We start from the raw sequence: 24,354 nt of genomic DNA, 5'->3' as shown, positions 1-24,354 counted from the left end.
GTTTCAACACTACTAATATTTCATATCTCCCGCGAGCGATCGCTATTCCACTCACTAGTATTTGATATTCACGAGCGATCGCTATTCCTTGTAAGGAGGCACAATTATTTGTAGAATGGGTTACCCATAATGACTCACTACAAAACCAGTCGGTTTTCAACCGACTTAGGCTTTGAGACAATGAATTCCCTGTCTCCCCCACAGACAGTCTCCAGGTAAGGGTTAATTCAACCAATTATGGTTAATCCCGTAGAGATCACTTCGCAATCGCGTTTACATATATCCTGTGGGTTTGTTGGGTTTCGTTCCTCAACCCAACCTACGTGAATCTTATATTTAATTCCACATCCCGCTGGTGTTTCAACACTACTAATATTTCATATCTCCCGCGAGCGATCGCTCTTCCTTCTATCTCCTAGCAGGATTTTTCCTACCTTTGGTAATTACACCGAAAATCCTATAAAATAGCGATCGCAATTAATTTCAAGTGAGGAATCTAGGCGCCGATTTTTTTCTCCATGAGGGGGTTGACTATTGTCTCTTGGACGTGATACTCTGATAATGGGAATCTGTGCACTTTTTTCGCCAATGCTCACACTCCATTATACTCAACCCTCATAATACCACATTTTTATCCCTTCAACCATAAAAAAACTTATCTTAACCCCCTATAAATATAATTTTTTCTTATTGTTTATCTTTATATATATGAATTTTGGTGTTAATACAATTGTGTAACCGTTTTTTAGCGTTATTAAAAATGAGTTTACAACCCCATATAGTTTGGTCACGTTTGGTAAATTGCTTGTTGAGTTTTCTCCACCTAATAATAATGGAACTCTATATCCCGCTGGTGTTTCAACACTACTAGTATTTGATATTACCCCCCTTCGCGAAAGAGCGATCGCTACTCCTTGTGGGGAGGCACAATTATTTGTAGGATGGGTTGGGGGTGTTGGGTTTCATCCTTCAACCCAACCTACATTGTCTTATATTTAATTCCACTCACTAGTATTTGATATTCGCGAGCGATCTTCCTTCAACACCACATAGTTTACCATCCCGCTGGTCTTTCTAACACTACTAATATTTGATATTCCCCTCGCTAAAGAGCGATCGCTCTTCCTTCTATCTCCTGTAGGATTTTTCCCATCTTTGGTAATTGCACCGAAAATCCCATAAAATAGCGATCGCAATTAATTTCATGAGGGGGTTGACTATTGTCTTTATATCCTCCTCAATCTGACCCAGCTAAAAGTAAACACAAACAAAAGAAACTGCACAATTACTATGGTTGGACCAGAAGCTTGGTTAAATAGACCAGAAGCTGTCATGCCAATAATACTACTCATACAACCTATTACCACTGATAAGATTAAAAATCTACTGAAATGCTCACTCATTAATTTGGCTGTCGCTGAGGGAATCACTAAAAACGCGTTCACTAGTAATACTCCTACTGCTTTAATTGCTACTGCAACTGCTAAAGATAGTAAAATCACAAAACTATAGCGATATACTTCAACCGGTACACCTTGAACTTTAGCCACATCCGGATTGAGTGTTAACAAAATTTGCGATCGCATAGTTGATAATATAAAAATACTACTTATTAATAAGATGATCAGGGTTAAAATTAAATCCGTATGGTCAATGGCCAGAATATCTCCAAAGAGAACCGCCATTAGGTTACCACGATATCCCTGAATCATGCTGGTGAGGATCACACCGATGGCTAAGGATCCTGATAAGACTATACTAAGCACACTATCACTAGCTAAATCAGTTTGGTCGATTATGTAGAGGACAATGACACCAAAAATTAGGGTAAATGGCAATAACATCCAATGGGGATTAGTATTTAATAACACTCCCAAAGCAACTCCCACCAGTGCTGCATGACCCACCGCATGACTAAAAAAGGATAGTTGGCGTAGAGTGGCAAAACTGCCCAATAACCCCCCCAATGTTCCCATTAATACTGCGCCTATCATGGCACGTTGCATAAATGGGAATTGCAAAAGATTAAACAAGTCGTGAATATTAGTAATAAGACTAGTCATTATTTAATGATGATGTTGATAACGACTGAAACCTGGGCCATAGGTTGCTAACAGATTTTGTGGTGAAAGAGCAATTTCCGGTTTACCAGAACAGACCAAGGTTTGATTTAAGCAAAGTACTCGATCACAATGGCGATTTACCATGTCAATGTCATGGGAAACCTGTAATACGGTCCACCCTTCTTCTAATTTTAACTGATTGAGCAAAGCATAAAAATCTGCTGCTCCCTGAATATCCACCCCAGCGAAAGCTTCGTCTAAAATTAGCAGTTTTCGGGGAGTTACTAAACAATAGGACAACAAAACCCTTTTTAATTCACCACCACTGAGTGTGCCAATGGTCTTATTTCTTAAATGGTAGGAATTTGTACGCTGTAATGCTACCTTAATAGCTGTGGATTGTTGTTGTCGGATTTGTCGAAATTTACATAACCATGAATTAATAGACGAGCTATTTCTCCCACTGACTGATTCATATTGACCAATACCTAGTCCTACTAACTCACTTGTGGAAATAGGAAAACTACGGTCAAAGATAAAGTTTTGTGGTATATAGCCCAGTAATTGACGTAAATTCCCCAATCTAGAAAGGGGGAAACCAAAAACCTCAATTTTCCCAGCAGTGCGGGGAATCAAATCTAATATACCCTTTACCAGGGTACTTTTACCAGCACCGTTAGGTCCAACTATAGCTGTATCCGTCCCCGGAAACAATTCAAAGGAAACATCTCTAATGGCCAAATATTTCCCCTGGTAGATGGTCAACCCCTCTACCTTTAATATTGGTAATGTAATTTTTGACTGATTTGACGGATTTTGAGTCATTATTATTTTTGACATCCTGTTGCTAAACTTTTTAAGTTGTCTCTCATGGCTTGAAAATAATATTGGGGATTTCTCTCTCCTGTTTCTAACGAATTGAGGGAATATAAAGTTAGATTCAAATCTTGAGCAAGACTGGTAAGTAGTTTATTATCTATTCCTGGTTCGCTAAATAAAACTTTAACTTTGTACTTTCTCACCGTATTAATTACCGCTTGTATATCTCCTGGTGCAAGTTTGTCCTCTGGTAACTCTACCACTGCAACCTGTTTCAGATTATAACGTTTAGCCATATAAGGGAAAGCATCGTGAAAAGTAATGAAAGTACAGTTGGGAGTTTTACTAAGAGTTTGCTCAAATTCATTGTTGAGATTGTCTAATTCCTGAATATAAGTCGCTGCATTAGTTTGATAGGTCTGTTTATTTTGCGCATCAGCTGCAATTAAACCATCTCTAATATTAATGACTTGCTGTTTGGCTAATACCGGATCCAACCATACATGGGGATTCCCCAGGGCGTGATCATGTTTGTGGTCATGTTTCTCCCCTTTTATTTTCTCCACCGGTGAACCATCATCCATCACCTTAATCCCTTTACTAGCATCAATTTCTACTAATTTAGGGTTTTTAGCATTTTTCACTGTACCCTCTAAAAACTCTTCCAACCCTAGACCGTTTTTTACCAAAATACTCCCAGTGGCGATCGCCTTGACATTATCTGGGGTAGATTGATATTCATGAATATCAGTACCAGGCTTTACTAACACGTCTACCTTTGCTACATCCCCTACTATAGCTTTAGTGAATAGGTAGACTGGTAAAAATGTTGCCACTATTGTTGATGTTGATTCTTCCTTTGGTATATTAACCTGCGATCGCTCACAACCATATATTAAAGAAAGAAATAGGATAGAAGATGACCAACCTAAAATCCTTCTAGTAATCTTAGTAGTTTTGGTAGTTTTGCCAAAATTTTTCATGTTCTCTCCTCCAACCATACTAAAAAACATCACCAGAAAAATATTATAGTGATTATCATTATCATGTCAATAGGCAATGAGAAATCATAAGCATGGACGAGATTTTCATGGTAGCTATGCGAAATACGAATACAACCACGATTAAGTGGGAAATAAATCAGGGTTTGTTAACTTGAGGTTAAAAAAATGTTTGCTTGGTGTTAAGGTAAGAAAGAAAGGATTTTTCCTAAGTGTTTGCATTTATCCGGTAGTGGGTAAAAGTCCTAGTTATAAAGAGGTGTGAGGGAACCATGCAAAAATTTCTGTTGTATCTGCTAACAAGTTCTGTACTTGGCTATGCCATTTCTATGAGTGGCAGTGCTTTAGCCGAGGATGTGTCAAAAACAGAATCATCTGTACAGGTATCTGAGCCAAACTACATATCCCAGATGACATCCGTGTCCCAGCTATCAGACGTGCAACCGGGGGATTGGGCATTTCAAGCAATACAGTCATTAATTGAGCGTTATGGTTGTGTGGGTGGTTATCCCGATGGCAAGTTTCGTGGTAATCGAACACTGACCAGATTTGAATTTGCCGCCGCACTAAGTGCTTGTTTAGACCGTGTTAATGAGCTAATTAGTAGTGCTACTGCTGATCAGGTAACTAAACAGGACATTGCCAATATAGAGAGACTGCAAAAACAGTTTGGTCCGGAACTGGAAACTTTCAAGCGTCGTGTGGATACATTAGAGGCTAAAACCACCCGATTGGAAGCAACCCAATTTTCCACAACCACAAAATTGCAAGGTCAGGTAGTAGCTGTTGTTAGTGACATTTCTGCTAGGAAGGTTAATGTTGATACGAGGACAGTCACAGACAAGAATGCTACCTTAGGAGTGCGGACAAGATTAGAGCTGGTTACCAGTTTTACAGGTAAAGATACGCTGTTTACCAGACTTCAAAGTAATAACATTAGAACTCCTAAGTTGGTTGACCCAGCAAAGTCACCTACTGCAAGTGATTATGCGGTTGATTTTAAAGAAGCAGGTTTCTACTTTGGGGGTGGTGTAGATAGTACAGCTCTTTCCGTGACTGCATTGTCATATAAATTTCCCATAGGTGATAAAACCCAGGTCATAGCTGTTGCTAACGATGGTGCAGCGGAGGACCTAACTACCACTATTACCAGCTTTAATGGTGATGGTGCTTTTGGTGCTTTATCTACCTTTGGTACGCGTAACCCTATTTACTCCCAATTGGGTGCTAGCGGTTTGGGAATAAACCACGAGTTCAATAAAAATTTAACATTGAGCCTAGGGTACTTGGGTGGAGATATGAGTACTGGAAGCAGTAGCGCTGCTAGTCCCGCTTCTGGTAAGGGTTTGTTTGAGGGACCCTACGGAGCTTTAGCTCAGTTAACTGTTAAACCAAGTGACCGTGTTACTCTGGGACTGACCTACATCAACTCCTACAATTTAGCACTTGCTGCGGGTAGCAATAACGCTACAGGTGGTTTGGGTGGCAATTTCTCCAGCAATTCCTACGGAGTACAAGCATCCCTGGGTGTTACCCCCAAACTGCGTTTAGAAGGTTGGGCGGGATATACCAAGAGCCAGTTGTTAACGGGTATAAAAGGAGATGTGGATATTTGGAACTATGCTGTTAACCTGGCCTTTCCAGATTTGTGGAAAAAAGGCAACTTGGGTGGTTTAATAGTCGGTATGCAGCCAAAAGTGACCAATGCAAGCACCACTTTGTCCGGACTTAAAGACAAAGATACTTCCTATCATTTGGAAGGTTTTTATCAGTTTAAAGTCAATGACAATATCACCGTCACTCCCGGTCTGATTTGGCTAACTGCACCAAATCACAACAAGCAAAATGACAGTGTTATTATTGGCGCGTTGAGAACTACCTTTAGTTTCTAACCAATCATAGGGGGATCCAGGGAATTGAATTCCCTGGATTAAAGCTCTAGTCAGGTGTGTTTAGTCCAACTGTGCCAAATAGGTAGCCAACGCTTCATTGACCAGCTGAGTCATGGGTTTATTTACTCTCTCTGAGGTTTGCTTGAGCTGTAAGTAAATGTCATCTTGCAAACTTACCCGATGTCGGTATTTACTAGTGCTAACTACCTCTTCTGGCTTGTAACTAGCTGAAAATTCCCGAATGGCATCCAAACCAACCCTATCACAAAAATCACCAAAACTCTCTTTCGCTTGACGGGACTTCTTGAAAAAGACAAAGATGGGTTCTAAAAAGCTCTCAATACTATTGTGGTGCAATTTCTCAATTATTGGTTGTGCTAATCTGGTTTGATCCGGGGAACCACCTAACCATACCTGATAGGATTCTGGCGCACTCCCTACAAACCCTAATTCAGCCATGTAGGGACGAGCGCACCCATTGGGACAACCGGTCATCCTCACCACAAAATGTTCTTTTTGCAGACCTACCTTATCCAGTAAGGTGCGAATCCGCTCTAATATTCCAGGTATTGCTCTTTCTGATTCGGTAATAGCTAAACCGCAGGTGGGTAAGGCTGGACAAGCCATAGCATAGCGGGTTAGGGCAGAAATGGTCTGGGGATTAGTAATTACCCCGGATCTTTCTAAAATGGCTTGAATGGTTTGCCGATCTTTGGGGACAATATCATAGAAAATTAGGTTCTGGTTGGGGGTAAGACGCATGGGTAGGTCAAACTGTTCAACTATGGTCCGTAAGGCAGTTTTTAGTTGAAATTTCCCCTCATCTTTCACTCGACCATTGTCTATGGAAATCCCTAGAAACAGTTTACCATCCCCTTGCTCATTCCATCCCAAAAAATCTTCATATTTGAATGGTGGTAGCTCTTGGAAAGGTTTAACCTTTTTGCCAAAGTACTCTTCTACTTTTGCCCGGAATCTATCTACTCCCCAGTCTTGTATTAGATATTTTAACCTGGCATGTCTTCTGTCCGTGCGATCGCCATAATCTCTTTGGGTGGCAACAATTGCTTTCACAAGCTCATAGACATCTTTTTTATCTACATAGCAAATAGCATCTGCTAACCGAGCAAAAGTTTCTTCCTTGTTATGGGTTCTTCCTAAACCACCACCAGCAAAGACGTTAAAACCCTCCAGTTCTCCTTGCTCATTAGTAATGACTACCAGGGTTAAATCCTGGGAATACAAATCTACGGAATTATCACCGGGTACGGTCACGCAAACTTTGAATTTACGTGGCATATAATAAGTGCCATAAATGGGCTCTACCGAGTCATGAAAAATAGTCCCAGTGCCATTTTTTTGCCTTGCTGCTTTTACTTCTGGGTGTTCCTGGGCTGTGATGGCTTTTTCCCCATCTAACCAAATTTCATAATAAGCTCCCGTTTGAGGAGACAGTAAATCAGCAACATTTTGGGCATATTCCCAAGCATATTGGTATTCTGGACGGTTTTTCCAAGGTGCGGGAGGGGCCATCACATTACGGTTAATATCCCCGCAAGCTCCCAAGGTGGACCCAAGATTTTCGATGATAGTCCCAATTACAGTTTTTAGGTTCTTTTTTAACACACCATGGATTTGAAAACCTTGACGGGTAGTGGCTCTTAGTGTATGGTTACCATATTCATCAGCTAATTTATCTAAGGCTAGGTATAGCTGGGGCGGAACTAAACCACCAGGATTTTTTGTCCGCAGCATCATCTGATAGTCTTTTTCCTGTCCTTTGACGCGGTTATCCCTATTATCCTGTTGGTAGGAACCGTGAAACTTGAGAATTTGTATGGCGTCCTCGGTGAAATGGGTCGTATCCTCAAGGATTTCCGTGGCTAGGGGTTCCCTGAGAAAGTTACTTTTTTCTTTTATCCCTTCCACTTTAGAAGGCTTGCGATCGCTAATCGAGGAAGATGCAGAGTTAATCATTACAGTGACACAGGTGTTGGTAGTAAGGTAATTAGGTATGAGTTATATTGAGTTATGATTATTCAGAATTGCTCCTGATTGTTAATACCCCAAGTACATATATTTAGTCAATAAATGTAACTGAATGTTTATTTATTTTCATGCAAGTTTTGACATTTAACCTTCATTATTTCCCCTCATGGAGACTCCCGCTCTCTTCGGTTGACTGTTGAGGGCAAAATTTATCATTTAAGGTATTGTACATTTCTCTGGTGAACATGGCAAGTACTTTCGGGAGAAAAAGCCATGTTACCTAATGGAGAGAGAAAGACCACCAGGACCTGTGTTTTTAAGTACACATTAGGTCAAAGAGTAAACCTGACCATCAATTAATAGTCGGGTAATACCCTTGGCTTGCAAATGGTTACTAGTCTTGTGCAGCACCTTACTGTCAGGTATTCTAATCACTCGATCGCGTTTGGTAGAAAACCGTTTAGCCACTCGATGATTATCAAACACTGGCAGGGTTTTTTGTTGGGTTTCCACAATGGGTATAGCGCCTAAATCACCAAAGTCTTTTAGGGGTCTGGTAATTAATTCTGCACAGCGGTCAATGACTAAATAACATGTTTTTGGTAGGGGCGCAACTGAAAGTGGCAAAATTTGCACAGAGCTATCCCCAGCCCTAGGTCGGGTTACAAAAGGTGTGGGTCTTTCAAACTCCTCTTCTTCAAAGTCCTCCTCATCTTCATATAAATCATCATCTAAATCATCCAAATCTTCTGAATCTTCCAGCAAATCATCACCAAACATATTAGCAATGATACTAGCTTGAGAATCGGTCTCTTCCAGGATTGTAACTTGGTTTTTAACTGGTTCCAGATCTGAAGAGACTGGAAAAGGAGGCTTGTCCGTTGCAGAGGAGCGTGTTTTCACTCTTCTAATGATGGGAGCAGGAATGGGTATAGCTTGAATATCTACAACACCTGCAATTTCCTTTATTACAGCTTTAGACACTTCCATCTGAGGTGTATCAACTCTGGTTACCTCAACCTTGGGAGGTTCTAATTCCTCCACGGGAGTTTGGGTATCCTCCACGGGAGTTTGGGTAGCTGCAATCTCATCCTCCTGGGATTGACCCAGCAGGGGTAGTTGTTCATAGCTTACCAGGGCCCTACCTTCCGGAGTTCTAGCAGCGCGTTTGAGGGAAACTAGATACTCATAGTCTTCTTCCGGTAAAATACCTTTAAGCAGACGGCTAATGGTGGAGTTACTCACTCCATAGCGTTCTGCCAAAGTTGAGGTAGTTTCGGCGGTTTCTCTATAGAGTTTGAGAATTTCAGTCTTGTCTGAATCTGTTAGTTTTCTCACGGTAGACACCAAAATTTGTTAACTTTATTTGTCTGTAAGGCACTAATCGAACTTTTATGCACCATTTACATCCCTATCAGCAATTATCAGGAAATTTAAACTTCTTATTCTCACTTAGTCTGTTACTAAATTAACTAGAATTAGTAGGAGCTTTGGAAGCACGGGATTCATCACATTTAACCACTAACTTATAATAACTAGCTCGCCATTTGTCCAGTATATCGAGATTGAGGAACCATTGACAAGCTATCGTCAGATTTTGATTTATGGCTCAGAACCTTATACAAACATAAAGACACAGTTTAATTTTTGGGCAAAAGGTTGACATTCCGACAATTCCTGTCTATTGTAGAATTGTATGGCATTTGGGACTCCACCAAACACAAAAGCCTAAAAAATCTTCCCCGATCGTTGAGTCTGGGAATAGTGAGGGATGTTTTGAGAATTTACAAGTGCTGAAATTGGGCGCGTAGCTCAGTGGATAGAGCAATTGCCTTCTAAGCAATTGGTCGCAGGTTCGAACCCTGCCGCGCTCGCTTTTTATCTCATTCTGTACCCGCTTTGGTGGGTACCTTAAATGGTATAGCATCCTCCAAATAGCCCTCATACTCCTCAATTGCATCCAAAGCCGCGATCGCACTGGGATAATCCGCTAATTGGGTACAAAACTGAGCAATTTCTTCGGGAGTTACTGTATTGGTATCCTTAATCATGCTAGAATAGTGGGATTGGGAATTTAGGTAACTATCAAATGCTGAAGAATGACAAGTGGATAATTGAACAAGCAAAGAAAGGAATGATTGAACCATTTGAACCTAGTTTACTTCGCACTATCAAGTTAGAATCTGGCGCAGAAGTACCTGCATTGAGTTATGGTTTATCTTCCTATGGTTATGATATACGTTTATCACCTAAAGAATTTTTAGTATTTAAACATATTCCTGGAACAGTTGTTAATCCTAAAAAATTTAATCCCAAAAATTTAGAATCTGTAGATTTACAACATGATGAAGATGGAGATTTTTTTATTATTCCTGCACATTCTTATGGACTAGGAGTAGCATTAGAAAAATTACAAATACCTCCTAATGTAACTGCAATTTGTTTGGGAAAAAGCACTTATGCCCGTGTGGGTTTGATAGCAAATATTACACCTGCGGAGGCTTCGTGGAATGGCGCACTTACCCTGGAATTTAGTAATTCATCAAGTGCTGATTGTAGAATTTATGCCAATGAAGGAGTTGTGCAATTATTGTTTTTAGAAGGAGAACCATGTCAAACTACTTATGCAGATAGAGTAGGTAAATATCAAAATCAGCCTGAAAGAGTAACTTTAGCTAAAGTATAGTTGAATTATATTGAACTAAATTATGAGGAAAAATCATCATGGTACAAGTAGCACCAAAACTAATCACTGTCAATGAGTTTATTACTCAATATGGTGACAATAATCATTATGAATTAATTGATGGGGAATTAATCGAGATGGAACCCACTGGACCACATGAACAAATATCAGCTTTTACCAGTCGTAAACTCAATGTAGAAATTGATCATCAAGATTTACCATATTTTACACCTTCTCGCTGCTGGGTGAAACTTTTGGGAACTAATACGGCTTTTCGTCCTGATGTGATTGTACTGGATCAAACTCAATTAATTAATGAGCCTTTATGGCAACAAGAACCTGTAATTACATCAGGAAAATTAATTAAATTAATTGCAGAAGTTGTGAGTACAAACTGGCAAAATGATTATGCTCGTAAGGTGGAAGATTATGCTTTATTAGGTGTACCTGAATATTGGATTATAGATTATTTGGGTTTAGGTGGTAGGGAATATATTGGTAAAGTTAAGCAGCCAACTATTACTATTTGTAAGTTAATTGAAGATGAGTATCAAAAGCAGTTGTTTCAACATGATGATCTTCTTGTTTCTGCTATTTTGCCCAGTTTACAATTAACTGCAAAACAACTTTTAACTGCTGGTGGTAGTGTAAATATGGTAGGTAGATTGTAGGTTGGGTAGAACGCAACCCAACATTTCCGCATCTACTATCTCCTCGTCTCTCCTGCACCTAGGTATAATTCTCCCACTTTGGGATCTTGGAGTAATTCCTGACCTGATCCGGAAATCTCATCTTTTCCAGAGACTAATACATATCCTGTATGAGCTAGTTCTAGTGCTTTCCGAGCATTTTGCTCTACCAAGACTATAGCTGTTCCCCCCTGGTTAATTTGTTTAATCTGCTCAAAGACCTGGGTCACTAAAATAGGAGATAAAGCTGCTGAAGGTTCATCTAATAATAATAGTCTCGGTTCTAACATTAAAGCTTTACCCATAGCTAACATTTGCCTTTCTCCACCAGATAGAGTTCCAGCACGTTGCAAACGGCGATCGCCTAATCTAGGAAACATGGTGAAGATTTTATCTTTCAAGGGTTTTAGGGGGATATTTCTGACAAAAGCGCCCATTTCCAAATTTTCTTCTATGGTTAATGAGGGGAAAACGTTGGCTATTTGGGGTACATAACACATACCCTGCTTGACGATTTGATCACATTTTAACCCGTTGATTTTTTCTCCCCCAAAGGTGATGGTACCCGTGTGAGGTGTCAAGAGTCCAAAAATGGTTTTAGCCAAGGTAGATTTCCCTGCACCATTAGGACCAATGACAGTGACCAACTCTCCATAACCAACCCGAAAATTAATCCCTTGCAAAATATCCACATCCTTAATGTATCCCGCGTGGACGTTTTCTACTTCTAGTAAGTAATTATTTCTGGAGTTGTTTTTAGGACTATTTTCCGGGTTGTTTATCATCATTATCACCTATTATTGTGGTGTTTTTTGTAATTCAGGTCGTTCCTGGGGAACTATTGCTCCTTCTACTGGGCAAACTTGTAAACATATACCACAATCAATACAAGTGGTAAAGTCTATCCAGTACCAATCTGTACCTTTAATATTCTTACCTGGACCTTCATGAATGCACGCTACTGGACAAGCATCGACACAGTCTGCAACTCCTTCGCAAGTTTCTGTAACTATTGTATGTGGCATAGATTCTCCTCTCTTAATTATTTTTCCATCAACTAACGGTTTCAATTGTGCCTGTGCCATCGGATTTAATCCAGGCAATTTGGGCTATGGAGCGTTCTTTGGCATATTCACGAACCCCTTGAGGATCTTTGCCTCCTAATTCCATTTCCACCCTAATTAAATCGGCTGAATCTCGTAACTTTTGTGCATAAGCAAAAGTGGCAACTTGAGCATTGTCCCCTTCTGGTACTACTAACCAATTACTGGAAGGAATAGTTTGGGGTAATTGTTGGGTACTGGATAAAACTTGATATAAATCATCAATACTCAATTCAAACCCAATACCAGGAATATTTTCTCCTCGAGGATGATATAAACCCAACAGTTGGTCATAGCGACCTCCCCGTCCTAAAACCTGGGCCTGACCATTCAGGTCACCCACCACTTCAAACACAATTCCCGTGTAATAATCAATGGTTTGAATGAGACTCAGATCAAGAATAAGAGAAAATTTCCCTTCCGCTTCTAATAATTCCACCAGGGATTTCAGATGGTTCACCGCTGCTTGCTGACTGGAATCTAAAGGGAAATTGCTGACTTTTTGCAACACGTCTCCACTTTTCCCCCGTAAATCCATCATGATTCTCGCCTGTTTATGTAAATCCTCACCCAGGGGCAAAGTATCTATGGCTACCCTATTTAAATTGGCGATCGCCATTCTCACCTGAGTTCTAATTTCCGGGGGGAAAGCATTGAGTAGGGACTTAGTAATTCCTGCTTCACCCAAAATTAAATGCCATTGGTTTAACCCTAGAGCTGTCAAACAGTTAGAGGTCAAAAGTAACACTTCTGCATTAGCCAATAAACCCTCAGCACCTATCAGTTCCACACCTGCTTGATAATATTCTTGCTGATGATTGTGTCGTTTTTCCCAATTACGACGAAACACATTGGCGTTGTAATATAATCGCTGGGGATAATGAGCCATGGCCATACGGGTAACCACAGTCCGAGCAATAGAAGCAGTCAATTCGGGACGTAAACCCAATTCTTCATCTTGACCGGTTTGTAACTGTATAACCTTATGGCGATCAATAGCTTCTCCAGCCATAATAGTATCCATACGCTCCAAAGTTGAGGTGATAATCCTGTGATATCCCCAACGATGAAAAACCTGTTGTAACCTATCTTCAATCCAGCGTTTTTGAGCCACATCTAAGGGTAATAAATCTCTAGCTCCCGCTGCTGGTTGATACACCATGATTTTTGCTTCCCACCAAAAAAATAACTAAACCACTAGGTTTGTAATCAACGGTTAACCTGCATCAGCTCCTCGCTGATGACCTGGTGAAGATAACTATTAGTAGCTAGGATCCTCCCAGAATCAATTTGTAAATCACTACCATTATAGGCGGTAACCTTGCCTCCTGCTTCCCGCACTAAAATTATACCAGCAACCATATCCCAAGGAGCAAGACCCCTTTCCCAATAACCATCCACCCTTCCACAGCTGATGTAGGCTAAATCTAAAGCTGCGGATCCTCCCCGTCTCACACCTTGGGTCAGGTGGGTAAAGTGGCAAAATTCTGGATAGTTAGTATCGCTTGTTTCTCTTCTATCATAGGCAAAACCCGTAGTTAGGAGACTTTTGCTCAATTGTGTGGTAGAGGAGACTCGAATGGGACGACGGTTACGTGTTGCACCCAGACCAGCAGCAGCTTGAAATAGTTCACCCCGGAGAGGATCGTAAATCACACCCACTTTTGGCTCCCCCTCCACTAGTAAGCCAATGGAAGTGCAAAAACAGGGATATTGATGGGTATAGTTAGTTGTGCCATCGAGGGGATCAATTACCCACAGGTACTGACTGGTCTGATTTCCCACTTTTCCTGATTCTTCAGCTAGAATGGAGTGTTCGGGAAAGTGACGGTTAATTACTGCCAAAATTGCTTTTTCAGCGGTTTGATCAGCAGCAGTGACTAAATCACCGGGTCTGCCTTTTTCAGTAACTGCATCTTCTACCTTTCCTAAATAGTCTTGTAAAATCACACCAGCAGCTAGGGCTGCTTCTGTAGCAATATCTAGAAAAACTTGTAAATTCGTCATCTCCATGGCAAATAAAAAAGCAAGAACTCAACCGTTGATCCGACGAAATTGACCGGGAGTCAGACGTAAGGGGTTTTCTGGATTCCAAATCCCTTCCCCCATGAGTCTAGCCCAGTGTTGGGCATTTTCCAGGCGTAAATCGTACTTGTGATTGGGGGATCTTCCTGCAAATAGAGCATACCCCTGTTTGATGATTTGCTCGTTCACTAGCACTTGATCCTTCCAAACATAAGCTAGATTGCGTCCAAATTTATCCTGGGTTTGTAAATCAAATTCTAGTTTGATTTGGGCTAGTTTGATTTGGGCCACTTTGATTTGGGCGCTATTGGTATTATTATTGGTAGTATTATCACTATTGGCATCTTGAATCAACTTTTCTAATAATTTTCTGGCATCTTCTCCCCAAGGGTACTGACGCAGGTCGGGGGCGTCTAAACCAATTAATCGCACGGAGGATACGGAATTTGTCGGATCTCCTATTTTTGCCACTTCTAGGGTTTGCCCGCTTACTACTCTTACCACTCTCGCTTGAACTATACTATCTTTGGTTCTGTCCTTGCTTTGACAACCTACTAAGAGCAACATTAGTGAACAACAAAGTACAATTGGCAGCAAACTTAGATAATTCCAGGAATTGCCCCTAATTGCCATCCTGGGTACTAAAAGTTCTATAATCCTCATTAATTTGCCTCTAGTCCTCTTCTAAGGGAAACCCAGCCCTTACTTTACCTTTCCCAAAAAATCGCCCGAATTGAAGTTCATAAACTTCATCCTCATCTTGGGTTTCTACCTCTAGGTTGGAACAAGCATAACTTACACACAACAAAGCATAACCTTGACGACGTAATTCTGGAGATAAACCAATAGCTTCGGGTTGGTAAATTTCCCCGGATAAAACTCTCACAGCACAGGTGGTACAAGCCCCATTGCGACAAGAAAAGGGCAATTCCACACCATTGTTTTCTGCGGAGTGGAGAATGTACCGATCATCGGGAACTTGCACCCTATGGGATAGACCAGTTTGGCGATTATGAACTGTAATTGTGTGGGTTTGAGCCATGTTTCGTCGGAGTTGGAAAAATATGTAGCTTACCACTCTATTGTAAAAAACATATCTGGCAAAAATGGCAAAAATTTTTTGATTTAACCATTGCATTTTTTAAGATCTTAGTTTATAGTTATAACTTATGACCTACTGGAGAGGTGGCCGAGTGGTTGAAGGCGCAGCACTGGAAATGCTGTTTGGAGGAAACTTCAACGAGGGTTCGAATCCCTCCCTCTCCGTCTCTTGGTTTTAATGGATGTAAGTGGGTGCCATGTTGATATTAACAAAACTGAAAAGTGACCACGGTCACACTGCTTTTGACTTAGTGTTACCCCTTACTGCTGAGGAACGCAGGCGCAGTCGTTATCGCTTGATATTAGAAAACGGACAGGAAATATGTTGGCGTTTATCTCGCGGGAGGGTTATTCATCATGGAGATATGCTCGCAGATGAAAGTGAAACAACTTGGATAAAAATTGTTGCCAAACCTGAACCTGTTTTGACAGTGGTTGGCACAACCCCTATACAATTACTACGAGCAGCTTATCACCTGGGCAATCGTCATATACCAGTGGAACTTACTACTGATTATTTGCGACTGTCTCCCGATTCAGTGCTACAATCAATGCTGCAAAAATTGCAGTTGGAGGTGACAGAAGAAGTAGCACCTTTTTACCCCGAACTAGGAGCTTATGGAGACCATCACTCTCACGAATAGTCGTTTTTTGTCTATTTTACAACTAGCCAGTCCCTCTTTACCTGTGGGTGCTTATAGCTATTCTGAGGGGTTAGAAGTGCTGGTGGAAAATAGGACTATTCACGACAGGGTTGGATTGAAAAATTGGTTAGATTCCGAATTGCGCTACGGTTCGATTCGTATTGATGGTGCAGTTATGATTAGAGCCATACAATCCACTAATTTGGCAGATCTAGAAGGGTTGAAAAAATGGAACTATTGGTTGTCTGCTTTTAGAGATACACAAGAACTGCGCGCTGCTAGTTGGCAAATGGGAAGATCTCTCTTACAATTATTGGGTAAGTTATCACCCCCAATTACATCTATATCCAATACGGTTGGTTATCCTTGTAACTATGCGATCGCCTTTGGTATTGGCTGTGGTCATTGGCAAATTGATGCTCGGGTAGGGTTGTTGGCATATTTACATAGCTGGGCGAGTAATTTAATTACAGCGGGCATAAAACTCATTCCCCTAGGTCAAACCAGTGGTCAAGAATTGTTGTGGGAGTTACGGGGACTATTAGATATAACGGTGGAGGAAATTCTTTCCCTGGAAGATGATCATCTCAGTTGCTGTAGTTGGGGTTTATCTTTAGCTAGTATGCAACACGAAACCCAGTATACAAGACTATTCAGGAGTTAGAATAGTTGATAAATATTAACACTAATAATAACTAATTATTGCTTATGAGTGCCTATCGTGTAGGAGTAGCAGGACCCGTGGGTTCTGGCAAGACAGCTTTAGTGGATGCACTATGTAAATCATTGCGGGAGAGTTATAAATTAGCGGTTGTTACCAACGATATTTATACTCAAGAGGATGCACAATTTTTGGTTCGCTCTCAAGCATTAGAGAGGGAGCGTATTTTAGGGGTAGAGACGGGGGGATGTCCTCACACAGCGATTCGAGAAGATGCTTCTATGAATTTGGCAGCTATTGAACAGTTAGAAGAAAAATTCACCGATTTAGATGTGGTCTTTTTAGAAAGTGGGGGAGATAATCTAGCTGCTACATTTAGTCCGGAATTAGTGGATTTAACCATCTATGTTATAGACGTTGCTGCGGGGGATAAAATTCCCCGCAAGGGTGGACCGGGAATTACTAAGTCGGATTTACTGGTCATTAACAAAACTGATCTCGCTCCCTACGTTGGTGCAGATCTAAATGTTATGGAACGAGACACCAAGAGAATGCGTGGGGAACAACCATTTATCTTTACTAACCTAAAAGTTCAAGCAGGGTTAGCAGATGTGATTGATTTTATAATATCAAGGATCTGCTAGGTTGTGAAGAGTTGAACCTATTAATTAATTAGGTCTGCTATGGATAATTGACGTTGCTTGCTTAGTTCCTGTATTCGCATCTTGTCAGCATATATAGTTTGGGCATAAAGACTATACTGATCTGGATCCATGCTGGGATCTGTTTTCTGCCAAAGTTCTAAAAAGTGACGATAGCGATTTTCCCTAAATACTTTTTCCATACAGGCGATCGCAGCTTGAACTAGTTGACTTGTGCGTAGTAAGATTTCTTGTTTATTCTTCTCATTCAGTTGAAATATATGCTGAACCGGACCTAGATCATTTTGTGTTTCCAAATAGAGGTTCTGTAATTGAGAAATTAAATCTAGGGTTTGTGAAGGGAACTGCAAACTTTTTTCCCATAAAAAACGATGATGGGAAACACTAAATTCCAAATTAGTGGATCCCAAGGTTTCGATGATTACTTGACGCTCTTGAGGACAATGGAGAAAAATTCTTAATAATAATCCTTCAGCTTGCTCCAACAGACTGGGTTGAGGATGGGATATTTGGTGTGTGTTTGGGGATGTGGTGGAATCTGGTTGAGGAGGGCGTGGAGTTGGTGTGCGACGAGGTGCAACCTGAGTGATGAGATTTTCCACTCTCAGGGGTATTAATCTAGTATCCCCTAAACTGAGGATTTCCGCACAGTGAGAGATATAGTAATTCAAGGTGTCACTATTTAAAATTTTTTGCAATAGCTTAACAAACTCCCTACTCACCAATTGAAAATCCGTAGGTTGTCTTAAATCTCGACCTTGAATAACTTGTGCAATTTGCCAGTCCAACCACAGGGGAGCGTCAACTAATAATTGCCCATAGTCTGTTACCGAGTGATTTTTTAAGTATTCATCCGCATCCTTACCATCAGGAATATGCAAGATTTTTAACTGTACCTCACCCTTATATGCCAAGTTGCTGATTTCCCCAATTGCTCGTTCTGTGGCATTAATCCCCGCCTTATCTCCATCAAAATTTAGCACTAATTGTTTTGATTCACTATATCGCAATAATAATCTTACCTGTTCCAAACTCAACGCCGTACCCAAAGAAGCTACCACATTATTAATTCCATTGGCATGGAGTGCGATCGCATCAAAATATCCCTCTACAACCACCGCCTGATCCAATTTAGAAATAGCATCTTTAGACACATCCAGAGCGAATAGGGTTTTACTCTTATCAAATAATTCTGTTTCGGGAGAATTCAAATATTTTGGTTGTTCATCAGTCAAAGTTCTACCACCAAAAGCAATCACCCTACCTTGAACATCACGGATGGGAATCATCAACCTATTACGAAATACATCATAATAACCACCACCTTCCTTATAACCACCACCTTCCTTTCTTGGTTTAATCAAACCAGCTTTTTCTACCAGCTGGGCGGGGTAATTTTTATTTTCCACCAGATAATGATATAAAGTTTCCCAACCTGGAGGAGCATAACCCAAGGCAAACTTTTCCACAGTCTCTGTTTTTAAAAACCGTTTTTTTTGTAAATATTGTAGTGCTTGTTGACCTATATCCTGTCTTAGAACATGTTGATAAAATTGACTCGTAGATGCTAAAACCTCAAATAATTGCTCCCGCAAAGATAACTGACGTTGTAATTCCTGTCTTTGTTCTGGTGCTAAAGTTTTCACAGGAACTTGATAGCGTTTAGCTAGATCCAGAACCACTTCTGCAAACTGCCTCTTATTCAAGTCCATCATAAACTTAATAGCATTTCCGGAAGCCTGACAACCGAAGCAATAGTATATTTGCTTAGTAGGACTAACAGTAAAACTGGGGGTTTTCTCCTCATGAAAAGGACATAAACCGACAAAATCCTTACCTCGTCTGCGTAAAACTACATAATCTGAGATAACATCCACAATGTCCGCACGATGTTTAACCTCTTCCACGGTATCTGGGTGTAAACGGGGGATTTGCATTTCTTCAGGAACTATTTATCGCACAAGTTCATAGTACCATTAAAATTAGTAAAATGGGATTGCTGGAGTAAGTCAGAATTTCCTTGACAATCCCGGACACAGCTGCATTGTCCGGGAACACCCGGAAGGATGCTGTGTGAATGTATCAGCTTAACCATAGGAATTCATCACAATGGGACGTATTTTCATTTCTGCTGCACATGGGGGTAAAGAAGATGGCAAAATTGACCCGGGAACTATAGCTGGGGGTACGACAGAATCCAGGGAAATGATTTTGTTACGAGACCTAATTGTTACAGAACTGCGAGGTCGTAACCTAGAAGTTTTATCTGTTCCCGATGATTTAAGTGCTGTCCAAACCATCTCTTGGATTAATTCTCGTAGTCGCGCTGGTGATGTGGCGCTAGAAATTCACACTGATGGTGCTAATAACCCCACAGTCAGAGGTGCGGGAGTGTTTTATATTGCTAACAACACCGAGCGGAAACAAAATGCAGAAATACTGTTAACAGGTTTGTTGCGTCGCGTCAATCAATTGCCCAGTCGAGGAGTGAGACCAGACACGGATAGTGGTTTGGGGAGGTTACAATTTTGTCGTCAAACCAATCTTCCTGCATTACTGATGCAGGTGGGGTTTATCACCAGTCCAGAAGACCGGAATTTATTACAGACTCGTCGTCGAGATTTTGCCCTAGGAATTGTTGATGGATTAGTTGGTTGGAGTAAAATCATTGCTCCTCAACCTGAGACTCCTGTAGATGCCAATTATCTGGCAATTAACATTAATATTAATGGGCAAAACTATGGTGAACAAGGAATATTAATTAATGGTAATTCCTATATCCCCGTAGACCTAGTAGATAGACTGCGCATTGATTTATCACGGGGATCTAATATTAATCGTGTAACTTATCGTCGTATTGTTTATGTTAAAGCCATCGAACTGCGGGAGTTTAACATTTCTATTGCTTGGGATAGCAGCACCAAAACTGTAAAACTGCGGTCAGTTTTGGCCATTTGTGCTGGACATATTGATCAAATAATTTCCAATGGTAGTACGACAGAAGTGCAACTACAACTGTTTTTGCGCAACAACAACGAAAATGCCTTAAATCAGTTTGGAGATATACCAAAACTCTATCGAGAAGAAGCTACATTAGAGGGTGTAAATCATGACATTGCCTTTTGTCAGATGTGTTTAGAAACCGGATTTTTAAGATTTGGCGGCGATATTAAACCACTACAAAACAATTTTGCCGGTTTAGGAGGAATTAGTGGTGGTGCAGAAGCAGCTTCTTTTAGTAGTGCCAGAATTGGTGTTAGAGCCCATATTCAACACTTAAAAGCATACGCAAGTTTGGAACCATTAGTGCAAGAAGAAGTAGATCCGCGTTTTAGGTTTGTCACCAGGGGAGTAGCACCCTCAGTGGATCAACTTTCTGGGAGATGGTCAGCGGATTTAGACTATGGAACAAAAATTAAAGCCCTGTTTAAAAGACTATATGAGTCAGCAGGACTAATTTAGCTGGTCTAATTCAGGGGGGTCTAATTCGGTGGTTAGACGCGCTTTTTCAATCTTCCCCCCCATTGATTTTTCGCATAGTCTTCAACCTTATGGCACAATGGATCCGAGTTCTCAAAAACTAGTCCCTAAACAGATTATTTCTAGCATGACTGCAATCACCAATCTTCCTAGTCTTTACGAACCCTTCTCCACAGAAGCAAAATGGCAAACATCCTGGGAAGAAAATCAAATTTACAAAGCAAATCCTAACCACCCCGGTGTGCCATACTGTGTTGTTATTCCGCCTCCAAATGTCACTGGTAGTTTGCACATGGGTCATGCCTTTGAAAGTGCGCTAATTGACGCTCTGGTGAGATATCATCGGATGAAAGGAAGGAATACACTATGGCTACCTGGTACTGACCACGCAAGTATAGCAGTACAAACTATTTTAGAAAAAAAACTTAAATCAGAAGGTAAAAACCGCTACGAATTAGGTAGAGAGAAATTCTTAGAAAGGGCTTGGCAATGGAAAGCTGAGTCTGGTGGTACGATTATTAATCAGTTACGACGTTTGGGTGTTTCAGTGGATTGGTCACGGGAACGCTTTACCTTAGACGAAGGGTTATCAAAAGCTGTTTTAGAAGCATTTATTAAACTTTATGAAGAGGGGTTAATTTACCGTAGTAATTATTTAGTCAACTGGTGTCCAGCTTCCCAGTCTGCTGTATCGGATCTAGAGGTAGAACCCAAGGAAGTAAATGGTAATTTGTGGCATTTTCGCTATTACCTTACTGATGGTACTGGATATGTAGAGGTAGCTACCACTAGACCAGAAACCATGTTAGGAGACACAGCAGTTGCAGTCAACCCAGAAGACTCAAGGTATAAGGATCTAATCGGAAAAACCCTAAATTTGCCGATTATGAACCGACAAATCCCGATTATTGCTGATGAGTTGGTTGATCCTGCTTTTGGTACGGGATGTGTGAAAGTTACCCCCGCCCATGACCCCAACGATTTTGAAATGGGTAAGCGCCACAACTTGCCGTTTATTAATATTATGAATAAAGACGGTACTCTTAACGACAATGCGGGGGAGTTTCAAGGACAAGACCGATTTGTTGCTAGAAAGAATGTAATTAGTCGTTTGGAATCGGAAAATCTACTAATAAAAGTAGAAGAATATAAACACACAGTACCTTATAGCGATCGCGGTAAAGTTCCTGTTGAGCCCCTACTTTCTACCCAGTGGTTTGTGAAAATTCGTCCTTTAGCGGACAAAACCCTAGAGTTCCTAGACCAAGAGAACTCACCGGAATTTGTCCCCCAGAGGTGGGGAAAAGTATATCGTGACTGGTTAGTTAATCTAAGGGACTGGTGTATTTCCCGTCAGTTGTGGTGGGGTCATCAAATTCCCGCTTGGTATGCTGTGAGTGAAACTGGGGGAGAAATTACCGACAGCACACCCTATTTTGTGGCTCACAACGAAATCGAAGCATTAGAAAAGGCCCGAGCTTTAGGGTGTGAAAATGTGCAACTAATTCAAGATCCGGATGTATTAGACACATGGTTCTCCTCTGGGTTATGGCCATTTTCTACCCTGGGATGGCCAGAAAAAACCCAGGATCTTGACACATATTACCCCACAACTACTCTAGTTACGGGCTTTGACATTATATTTTTCTGGGTAGCAAGAATGACCATGATGGCTGGACATTTCACCGGAAAAATGCCTTTCCAAACTGTGTATATCCATGGTCTTGTCCGAGATGAGAACAACAAGAAAATGTCCAAGTCAGCTAATAATGGGATTGATCCATTATTGTTGATTGACAAATATGGTACGGACGCTTTACGTTACACCCTAGTAAAAGAAGTGGTTGGTGCAGGTCAAGATATTCGTTTAGAATATGACCGTAAAAAGGATGAGTCAGTTTCAGTAGAAGCATCTCGTAATTTTGCTAATAAATTATGGAATGCGGCCAGATTTGTGATGATGAATTTGGATGGACAAACACCGGAGCAATTGGGGGAACCCCAGGGGATAGAACTGAGTGACAGATGGATTCTTTCCCGTTATCATCAAGTGGTAAAACAAACCAATAACCATATTGATAATTATGGGTTAGGGGAAGCAGCTAAAGGGTTGTATGAATTTATTTGGGGAGACTTTTGTGATTGGTATATTGAACTGGTAAAATCCAGATTACAAAAGGATGCAGATCCCGTATCTCGGAAAACTGCCCAGCAAATACTGGCCTTAGTTTTATCGGGAGTGTTAAAGTTATTACATCCGTTCATGCCCCATATTACGGAAGAAATTTGGCAAACCCTCACCCAACAACCAATAGACAACCGGCAATTTTTAGCCTTACAAAGTTATCCAGAAGCGGATGATAAATTAATTGATTCTGAGTTAGAAGAGCAGTTTGATTTATTGATTGCTACCATTCGTAATATTCGCAATTTGCGTGCGGAAGCTGATGTTAAACCTGGGGCAAAAATAACTGCTAATTTAGAAAGTGATAGCGAAAAGGAAAGAGCAATTTTAGTTGTTGGGCAAGACTATATCAAAGACCTAGCTAAGGTGGAAACTTTAACTATTAACATTCCTCAAGGGACTAAGGGGATTGAGGAAGAACCAGAAGTTAATGTAGGAACTGATGTAGGGACTAATATCGCGAATAACCTCGGGAATATCTTCAAGAATAGCGAGATTTTCAGCAGTCCCTATTGGGATAATTTCAGAACCCTAGCCATAATTTTGGGTGTGTTGGTGATACTCAAAGTTGCCTTTTTTGTGGGCAATACACTATTGAGTGTACCACTTTTTGGAGCTTTATTTGAAGCTGTGGGTTTGTTTTATGTAGTTTGGTTTGTTTTGCGTCATTTGGTCAATTGGAAAGCCAGACGGGAATTTTTGCACAAATACCTTCCAGCTCCCTCACAAACACCAGCATCGGAAACCAAATCTACAGAATCCACAGAACCTAGCGTCAGTGTGAAGGAAAATTCGATTTCAGGTGTGGTAGGTACAGTACAGATAGTAATTCCCCTAACTGGGGTGGTTGATGTGGAGGTGTTGCGAGCCAAATTGGAAAAAAGCCTAGGTAAAGTGCAAGCAGAAATAGATGCTTTAACTGGAAGGTTGAATAATCCTAACTTTGTTGACAAAGCTCCCCCAGCTGTGGTGCAAACCGCTAGAGATACTCTAGCAGAAGCAGAAAAACAAGCTCAGATTCTCAGGGAGAGACTCGCTGATTTATTGTAGGGTACATTAAGTCGGTTTCTAACCGACTATTATAAAAAACACCAGAGGTTGGAGTTAATAGTTTGATTCAAGGAAATGGGTTTAACATCAAAAAAGATCATTACAAAATTTGGAGGATTTAAAAAAGTTAGGAATAAGTGGGTGGGTGGAATTAAATATAAGATCAACGTAGGTTGGGTTGAGGAACGAAACCCAACAAACCAACCGGATATAAGTGCATAATCAAATTTATCTACCTACATTCATTGTAGGTTGGGTTGAGGAACGAAACCCAACAAACCAACCGGATATAAGTGCATAATCA

The 24,354-nt window shown here is 40.8% G+C and carries 23 protein-coding genes and 2 tRNA genes; 10 read left to right on the top strand and 15 right to left on the bottom strand.

What is annotated here, in order from left to right:
• The 5 genes from ASL19_RS17635 to ASL19_RS13355 form a co-directional block, all read right to left on the bottom strand.
• Positions 1–181: hypothetical protein (locus tag ASL19_RS17635; RefSeq protein ID WP_152980438.1), on the bottom strand; the 181-nt coding region annotated here is incomplete at its 3' end.
• A gap of 814 nt (positions 182–995) precedes the next feature.
• Entirely contained in the window at positions 996–1,196 is a 201-nt protein-coding gene (locus tag ASL19_RS17630; protein WP_141303283.1) for a hypothetical protein, read from the bottom strand.
• A gap of 30 nt (positions 1,197–1,226) precedes the next feature.
• Complete coding sequence (locus ASL19_RS13365; protein WP_057178714.1) at positions 1,227–2,063, bottom strand: metal ABC transporter permease; 837 nt, start codon at positions 2,061–2,063, stop codon at positions 1,227–1,229.
• Positions 2,064–2,066: 3 nt separating this feature from the next.
• The gene (locus ASL19_RS13360; protein WP_057178713.1) at positions 2,067–2,888 is read right to left on the bottom strand and encodes a metal ABC transporter ATP-binding protein; all 822 of its coding nucleotides are present in this window, start codon (positions 2,886–2,888) and stop codon (positions 2,067–2,069) included.
• A 2-nt stretch (positions 2,889–2,890) separates the two neighbouring features.
• Positions 2,891–3,865: a metal ABC transporter solute-binding protein, Zn/Mn family gene (locus ASL19_RS13355; protein WP_057178712.1), complete on the bottom strand. Its 975-nt coding sequence runs from the start codon at positions 3,863–3,865 to the stop codon at positions 2,891–2,893.
• A 290-nt stretch (positions 3,866–4,155) separates the two neighbouring features.
• Between ASL19_RS13355 and ASL19_RS13350 the strand changes: the two genes are divergently transcribed.
• Positions 4,156–5,775, top strand: coding sequence for an iron uptake porin (locus ASL19_RS13350; RefSeq protein WP_057178711.1), 1,620 nt, complete (start codon positions 4,156–4,158; stop codon positions 5,773–5,775).
• A 60-nt stretch (positions 5,776–5,835) separates the two neighbouring features.
• On the opposite strand, the gene sir is transcribed toward ASL19_RS13350, so the two are convergent.
• A complete protein-coding gene (gene sir / locus ASL19_RS13345) occupies positions 5,836–7,752 on the bottom strand; it encodes a sulfite reductase, ferredoxin dependent (protein WP_057178710.1) in 1,917 nt (638 codons plus the stop codon).
• A gap of 339 nt (positions 7,753–8,091) precedes the next feature.
• On the bottom strand, positions 8,092–9,102 hold the full coding sequence (locus ASL19_RS13340) for a hypothetical protein (RefSeq protein ID WP_057178709.1): 1,011 nt from the start codon (positions 9,100–9,102) through the stop codon (positions 8,092–8,094).
• Positions 9,103–9,565: 463 nt separating this feature from the next.
• Here ASL19_RS13340 and ASL19_RS13335 point away from each other — a divergent pair.
• Positions 9,566–9,638, top strand: a tRNA-Arg gene (locus tag ASL19_RS13335).
• Positions 9,639–9,647: 9 nt separating this feature from the next.
• On the opposite strand, the gene ASL19_RS18310 is transcribed toward ASL19_RS13335, so the two are convergent.
• A complete protein-coding gene (locus tag ASL19_RS18310) occupies positions 9,648–9,815 on the bottom strand; it encodes a hypothetical protein (protein ID WP_181407009.1) in 168 nt (55 codons plus the stop codon).
• A 38-nt stretch (positions 9,816–9,853) separates the two neighbouring features.
• On the opposite strand from ASL19_RS18310, the gene dcd reads away from it, so the two are divergent.
• Together dcd and ASL19_RS13325 are read left to right on the top strand one after the other, a co-directional pair.
• Entirely contained in the window at positions 9,854–10,450 is a 597-nt protein-coding gene (gene dcd / locus ASL19_RS13330) for a dCTP deaminase (protein WP_006277145.1), read from the top strand.
• Between the two features lie 38 nt (positions 10,451–10,488).
• Positions 10,489–11,121, top strand: a complete 633-nt coding sequence (locus ASL19_RS13325; RefSeq protein WP_057178708.1) for a Uma2 family endonuclease — start codon at positions 10,489–10,491, stop codon at positions 11,119–11,121.
• A 35-nt stretch (positions 11,122–11,156) separates the two neighbouring features.
• Here the strand turns inward: ASL19_RS13325 and ASL19_RS13320 are convergent, their stop codons facing one another.
• Genes ASL19_RS13320 through ASL19_RS13295 form a run of 6 tightly spaced genes read right to left on the bottom strand, consistent with a single transcriptional unit; the run spans position 11,157 to position 15,309 of the window.
• Positions 11,157–11,924, bottom strand: a complete 768-nt coding sequence (locus tag ASL19_RS13320; RefSeq protein ID WP_006277147.1) for an ABC transporter ATP-binding protein — start codon at positions 11,922–11,924, stop codon at positions 11,157–11,159.
• Positions 11,925–11,936: 12 nt separating this feature from the next.
• Positions 11,937–12,164 (bottom strand): ferredoxin family protein, encoded by a 228-nt coding sequence (locus ASL19_RS13315; RefSeq protein WP_057178707.1) that lies wholly within the window; start codon positions 12,162–12,164, stop codon positions 11,937–11,939.
• A 28-nt stretch (positions 12,165–12,192) separates the two neighbouring features.
• Positions 12,193–13,404 (bottom strand): ATP phosphoribosyltransferase regulatory subunit, encoded by a 1,212-nt coding sequence (locus tag ASL19_RS13310; RefSeq protein ID WP_057178706.1) that lies wholly within the window; start codon positions 13,402–13,404, stop codon positions 12,193–12,195.
• 47 nt (positions 13,405–13,451) lie between these two features.
• On the bottom strand, positions 13,452–14,249 hold the full coding sequence (locus tag ASL19_RS13305) for an inositol monophosphatase family protein (RefSeq protein WP_057178705.1): 798 nt from the start codon (positions 14,247–14,249) through the stop codon (positions 13,452–13,454).
• A gap of 27 nt (positions 14,250–14,276) precedes the next feature.
• A complete protein-coding gene (locus tag ASL19_RS13300) occupies positions 14,277–14,930 on the bottom strand; it encodes a thermonuclease family protein (protein ID WP_082604701.1) in 654 nt (217 codons plus the stop codon).
• Between the two features lie 10 nt (positions 14,931–14,940).
• Positions 14,941–15,309: a 2Fe-2S iron-sulfur cluster-binding protein gene (locus tag ASL19_RS13295; RefSeq protein ID WP_006277152.1), complete on the bottom strand. Its 369-nt coding sequence runs from the start codon at positions 15,307–15,309 to the stop codon at positions 14,941–14,943.
• 137 nt (positions 15,310–15,446) lie between these two features.
• Between ASL19_RS13295 and ASL19_RS13290 the strand changes: the two genes are divergently transcribed.
• From ASL19_RS13290 to ureG, 4 genes are all read left to right on the top strand, one after another.
• A tRNA-Ser gene (locus ASL19_RS13290) sits at positions 15,447–15,533 on the top strand.
• A 32-nt stretch (positions 15,534–15,565) separates the two neighbouring features.
• Positions 15,566–16,012 carry an urease accessory protein UreE gene (gene ureE, locus ASL19_RS13285; RefSeq protein ID WP_057178704.1) on the top strand — a complete coding sequence of 149 codons (447 nt, stop codon included), beginning with the start codon at positions 15,566–15,568 and terminating at the stop codon, positions 16,010–16,012.
• A complete protein-coding gene (locus ASL19_RS13280; protein ID WP_057178703.1) occupies positions 15,987–16,676 on the top strand; it encodes an urease accessory protein UreF in 690 nt (229 codons plus the stop codon). The genes ureE and ASL19_RS13280 overlap by 26 nt, the downstream gene beginning before the upstream one ends.
• 44 nt (positions 16,677–16,720) lie before the next feature.
• Positions 16,721–17,317 (top strand): urease accessory protein UreG, encoded by a 597-nt coding sequence (gene ureG / locus ASL19_RS13275; protein ID WP_057178702.1) that lies wholly within the window; start codon positions 16,721–16,723, stop codon positions 17,315–17,317.
• Between the two features lie 20 nt (positions 17,318–17,337).
• Here the strand turns inward: ureG and dnaG are convergent, their stop codons facing one another.
• Complete coding sequence (dnaG, locus tag ASL19_RS13270) at positions 17,338–19,272, bottom strand: DNA primase (protein WP_057178701.1); 1,935 nt, start codon at positions 19,270–19,272, stop codon at positions 17,338–17,340.
• A 172-nt stretch (positions 19,273–19,444) separates the two neighbouring features.
• On the opposite strand from dnaG, the gene ASL19_RS13265 reads away from it, so the two are divergent.
• Together ASL19_RS13265 and ASL19_RS13260 are read left to right on the top strand one after the other, a co-directional pair.
• Positions 19,445–20,797: an N-acetylmuramoyl-L-alanine amidase gene (locus ASL19_RS13265; protein WP_057178700.1), complete on the top strand. Its 1,353-nt coding sequence runs from the start codon at positions 19,445–19,447 to the stop codon at positions 20,795–20,797.
• A 145-nt stretch (positions 20,798–20,942) separates the two neighbouring features.
• Positions 20,943–24,050, top strand: a complete 3,108-nt coding sequence (locus ASL19_RS13260; RefSeq protein ID WP_057178716.1) for a valine--tRNA ligase — start codon at positions 20,943–20,945, stop codon at positions 24,048–24,050.
• Positions 24,051–24,354: the final 304 nt, after the last annotated feature.

Source organism: Cylindrospermopsis sp. CR12 (assembly GCF_001432185.1).
Lineage (GTDB): Bacteria > Cyanobacteriota > Cyanobacteriia > Cyanobacteriales > Nostocaceae > Raphidiopsis > Raphidiopsis raciborskii.
This window is presented reverse-complemented; position numbering and strand designations above follow the sequence as displayed.

Coding starts and splice junctions, on each gene's coding strand:
- ASL19_RS13365 (WP_057178714.1), bottom strand. CDS start 2,063: ATGACTAGTCTTATTACTAATATTCACGACTTGTTTAATCTTTTGCAA.
- ASL19_RS13360 (WP_057178713.1), bottom strand. CDS start 2,888: ATGACTCAAAATCCGTCAAATCAGTCAAAAATTACATTACCAATATTA.
- ASL19_RS13355 (WP_057178712.1), bottom strand. CDS start 3,865: ATGAAAAATTTTGGCAAAACTACCAAAACTACTAAGATTACTAGAAGG.
- ASL19_RS13350 (WP_057178711.1), top strand. CDS start 4,156: ATGCAAAAATTTCTGTTGTATCTGCTAACAAGTTCTGTACTTGGCTAT.
- sir (WP_057178710.1), bottom strand. CDS start 7,752: ATGATTAACTCTGCATCTTCCTCGATTAGCGATCGCAAGCCTTCTAAA.
- ASL19_RS18310 (WP_181407009.1), bottom strand. CDS start 9,815: ATGATTAAGGATACCAATACAGTAACTCCCGAAGAAATTGCTCAGTTT.
- dcd (WP_006277145.1), top strand. CDS start 9,854: ATGCTGAAGAATGACAAGTGGATAATTGAACAAGCAAAGAAAGGAATG.
- ASL19_RS13325 (WP_057178708.1), top strand. CDS start 10,489: ATGGTACAAGTAGCACCAAAACTAATCACTGTCAATGAGTTTATTACT.
- ASL19_RS13320 (WP_006277147.1), bottom strand. CDS start 11,924: ATGATAAACAACCCGGAAAATAGTCCTAAAAACAACTCCAGAAATAAT.
- ASL19_RS13315 (WP_057178707.1), bottom strand. CDS start 12,164: ATGCCACATACAATAGTTACAGAAACTTGCGAAGGAGTTGCAGACTGT.
- ASL19_RS13310 (WP_057178706.1), bottom strand. CDS start 13,404: ATGGTGTATCAACCAGCAGCGGGAGCTAGAGATTTATTACCCTTAGAT.
- ASL19_RS13305 (WP_057178705.1), bottom strand. CDS start 14,249: ATGACGAATTTACAAGTTTTTCTAGATATTGCTACAGAAGCAGCCCTA.
- ASL19_RS13300 (WP_082604701.1), bottom strand. CDS start 14,930: ATGAGGATTATAGAACTTTTAGTACCCAGGATGGCAATTAGGGGCAAT.
- ASL19_RS13295 (WP_006277152.1), bottom strand. CDS start 15,309: ATGGCTCAAACCCACACAATTACAGTTCATAATCGCCAAACTGGTCTA.
- ureE (WP_057178704.1), top strand. CDS start 15,566: ATGTTGATATTAACAAAACTGAAAAGTGACCACGGTCACACTGCTTTT.
- ASL19_RS13280 (WP_057178703.1), top strand. CDS start 15,987: ATGGAGACCATCACTCTCACGAATAGTCGTTTTTTGTCTATTTTACAA.
- ureG (WP_057178702.1), top strand. CDS start 16,721: ATGAGTGCCTATCGTGTAGGAGTAGCAGGACCCGTGGGTTCTGGCAAG.
- dnaG (WP_057178701.1), bottom strand. CDS start 19,272: ATGCAAATCCCCCGTTTACACCCAGATACCGTGGAAGAGGTTAAACAT.
- ASL19_RS13265 (WP_057178700.1), top strand. CDS start 19,445: ATGGGACGTATTTTCATTTCTGCTGCACATGGGGGTAAAGAAGATGGC.
- ASL19_RS13260 (WP_057178716.1), top strand. CDS start 20,943: ATGACTGCAATCACCAATCTTCCTAGTCTTTACGAACCCTTCTCCACA.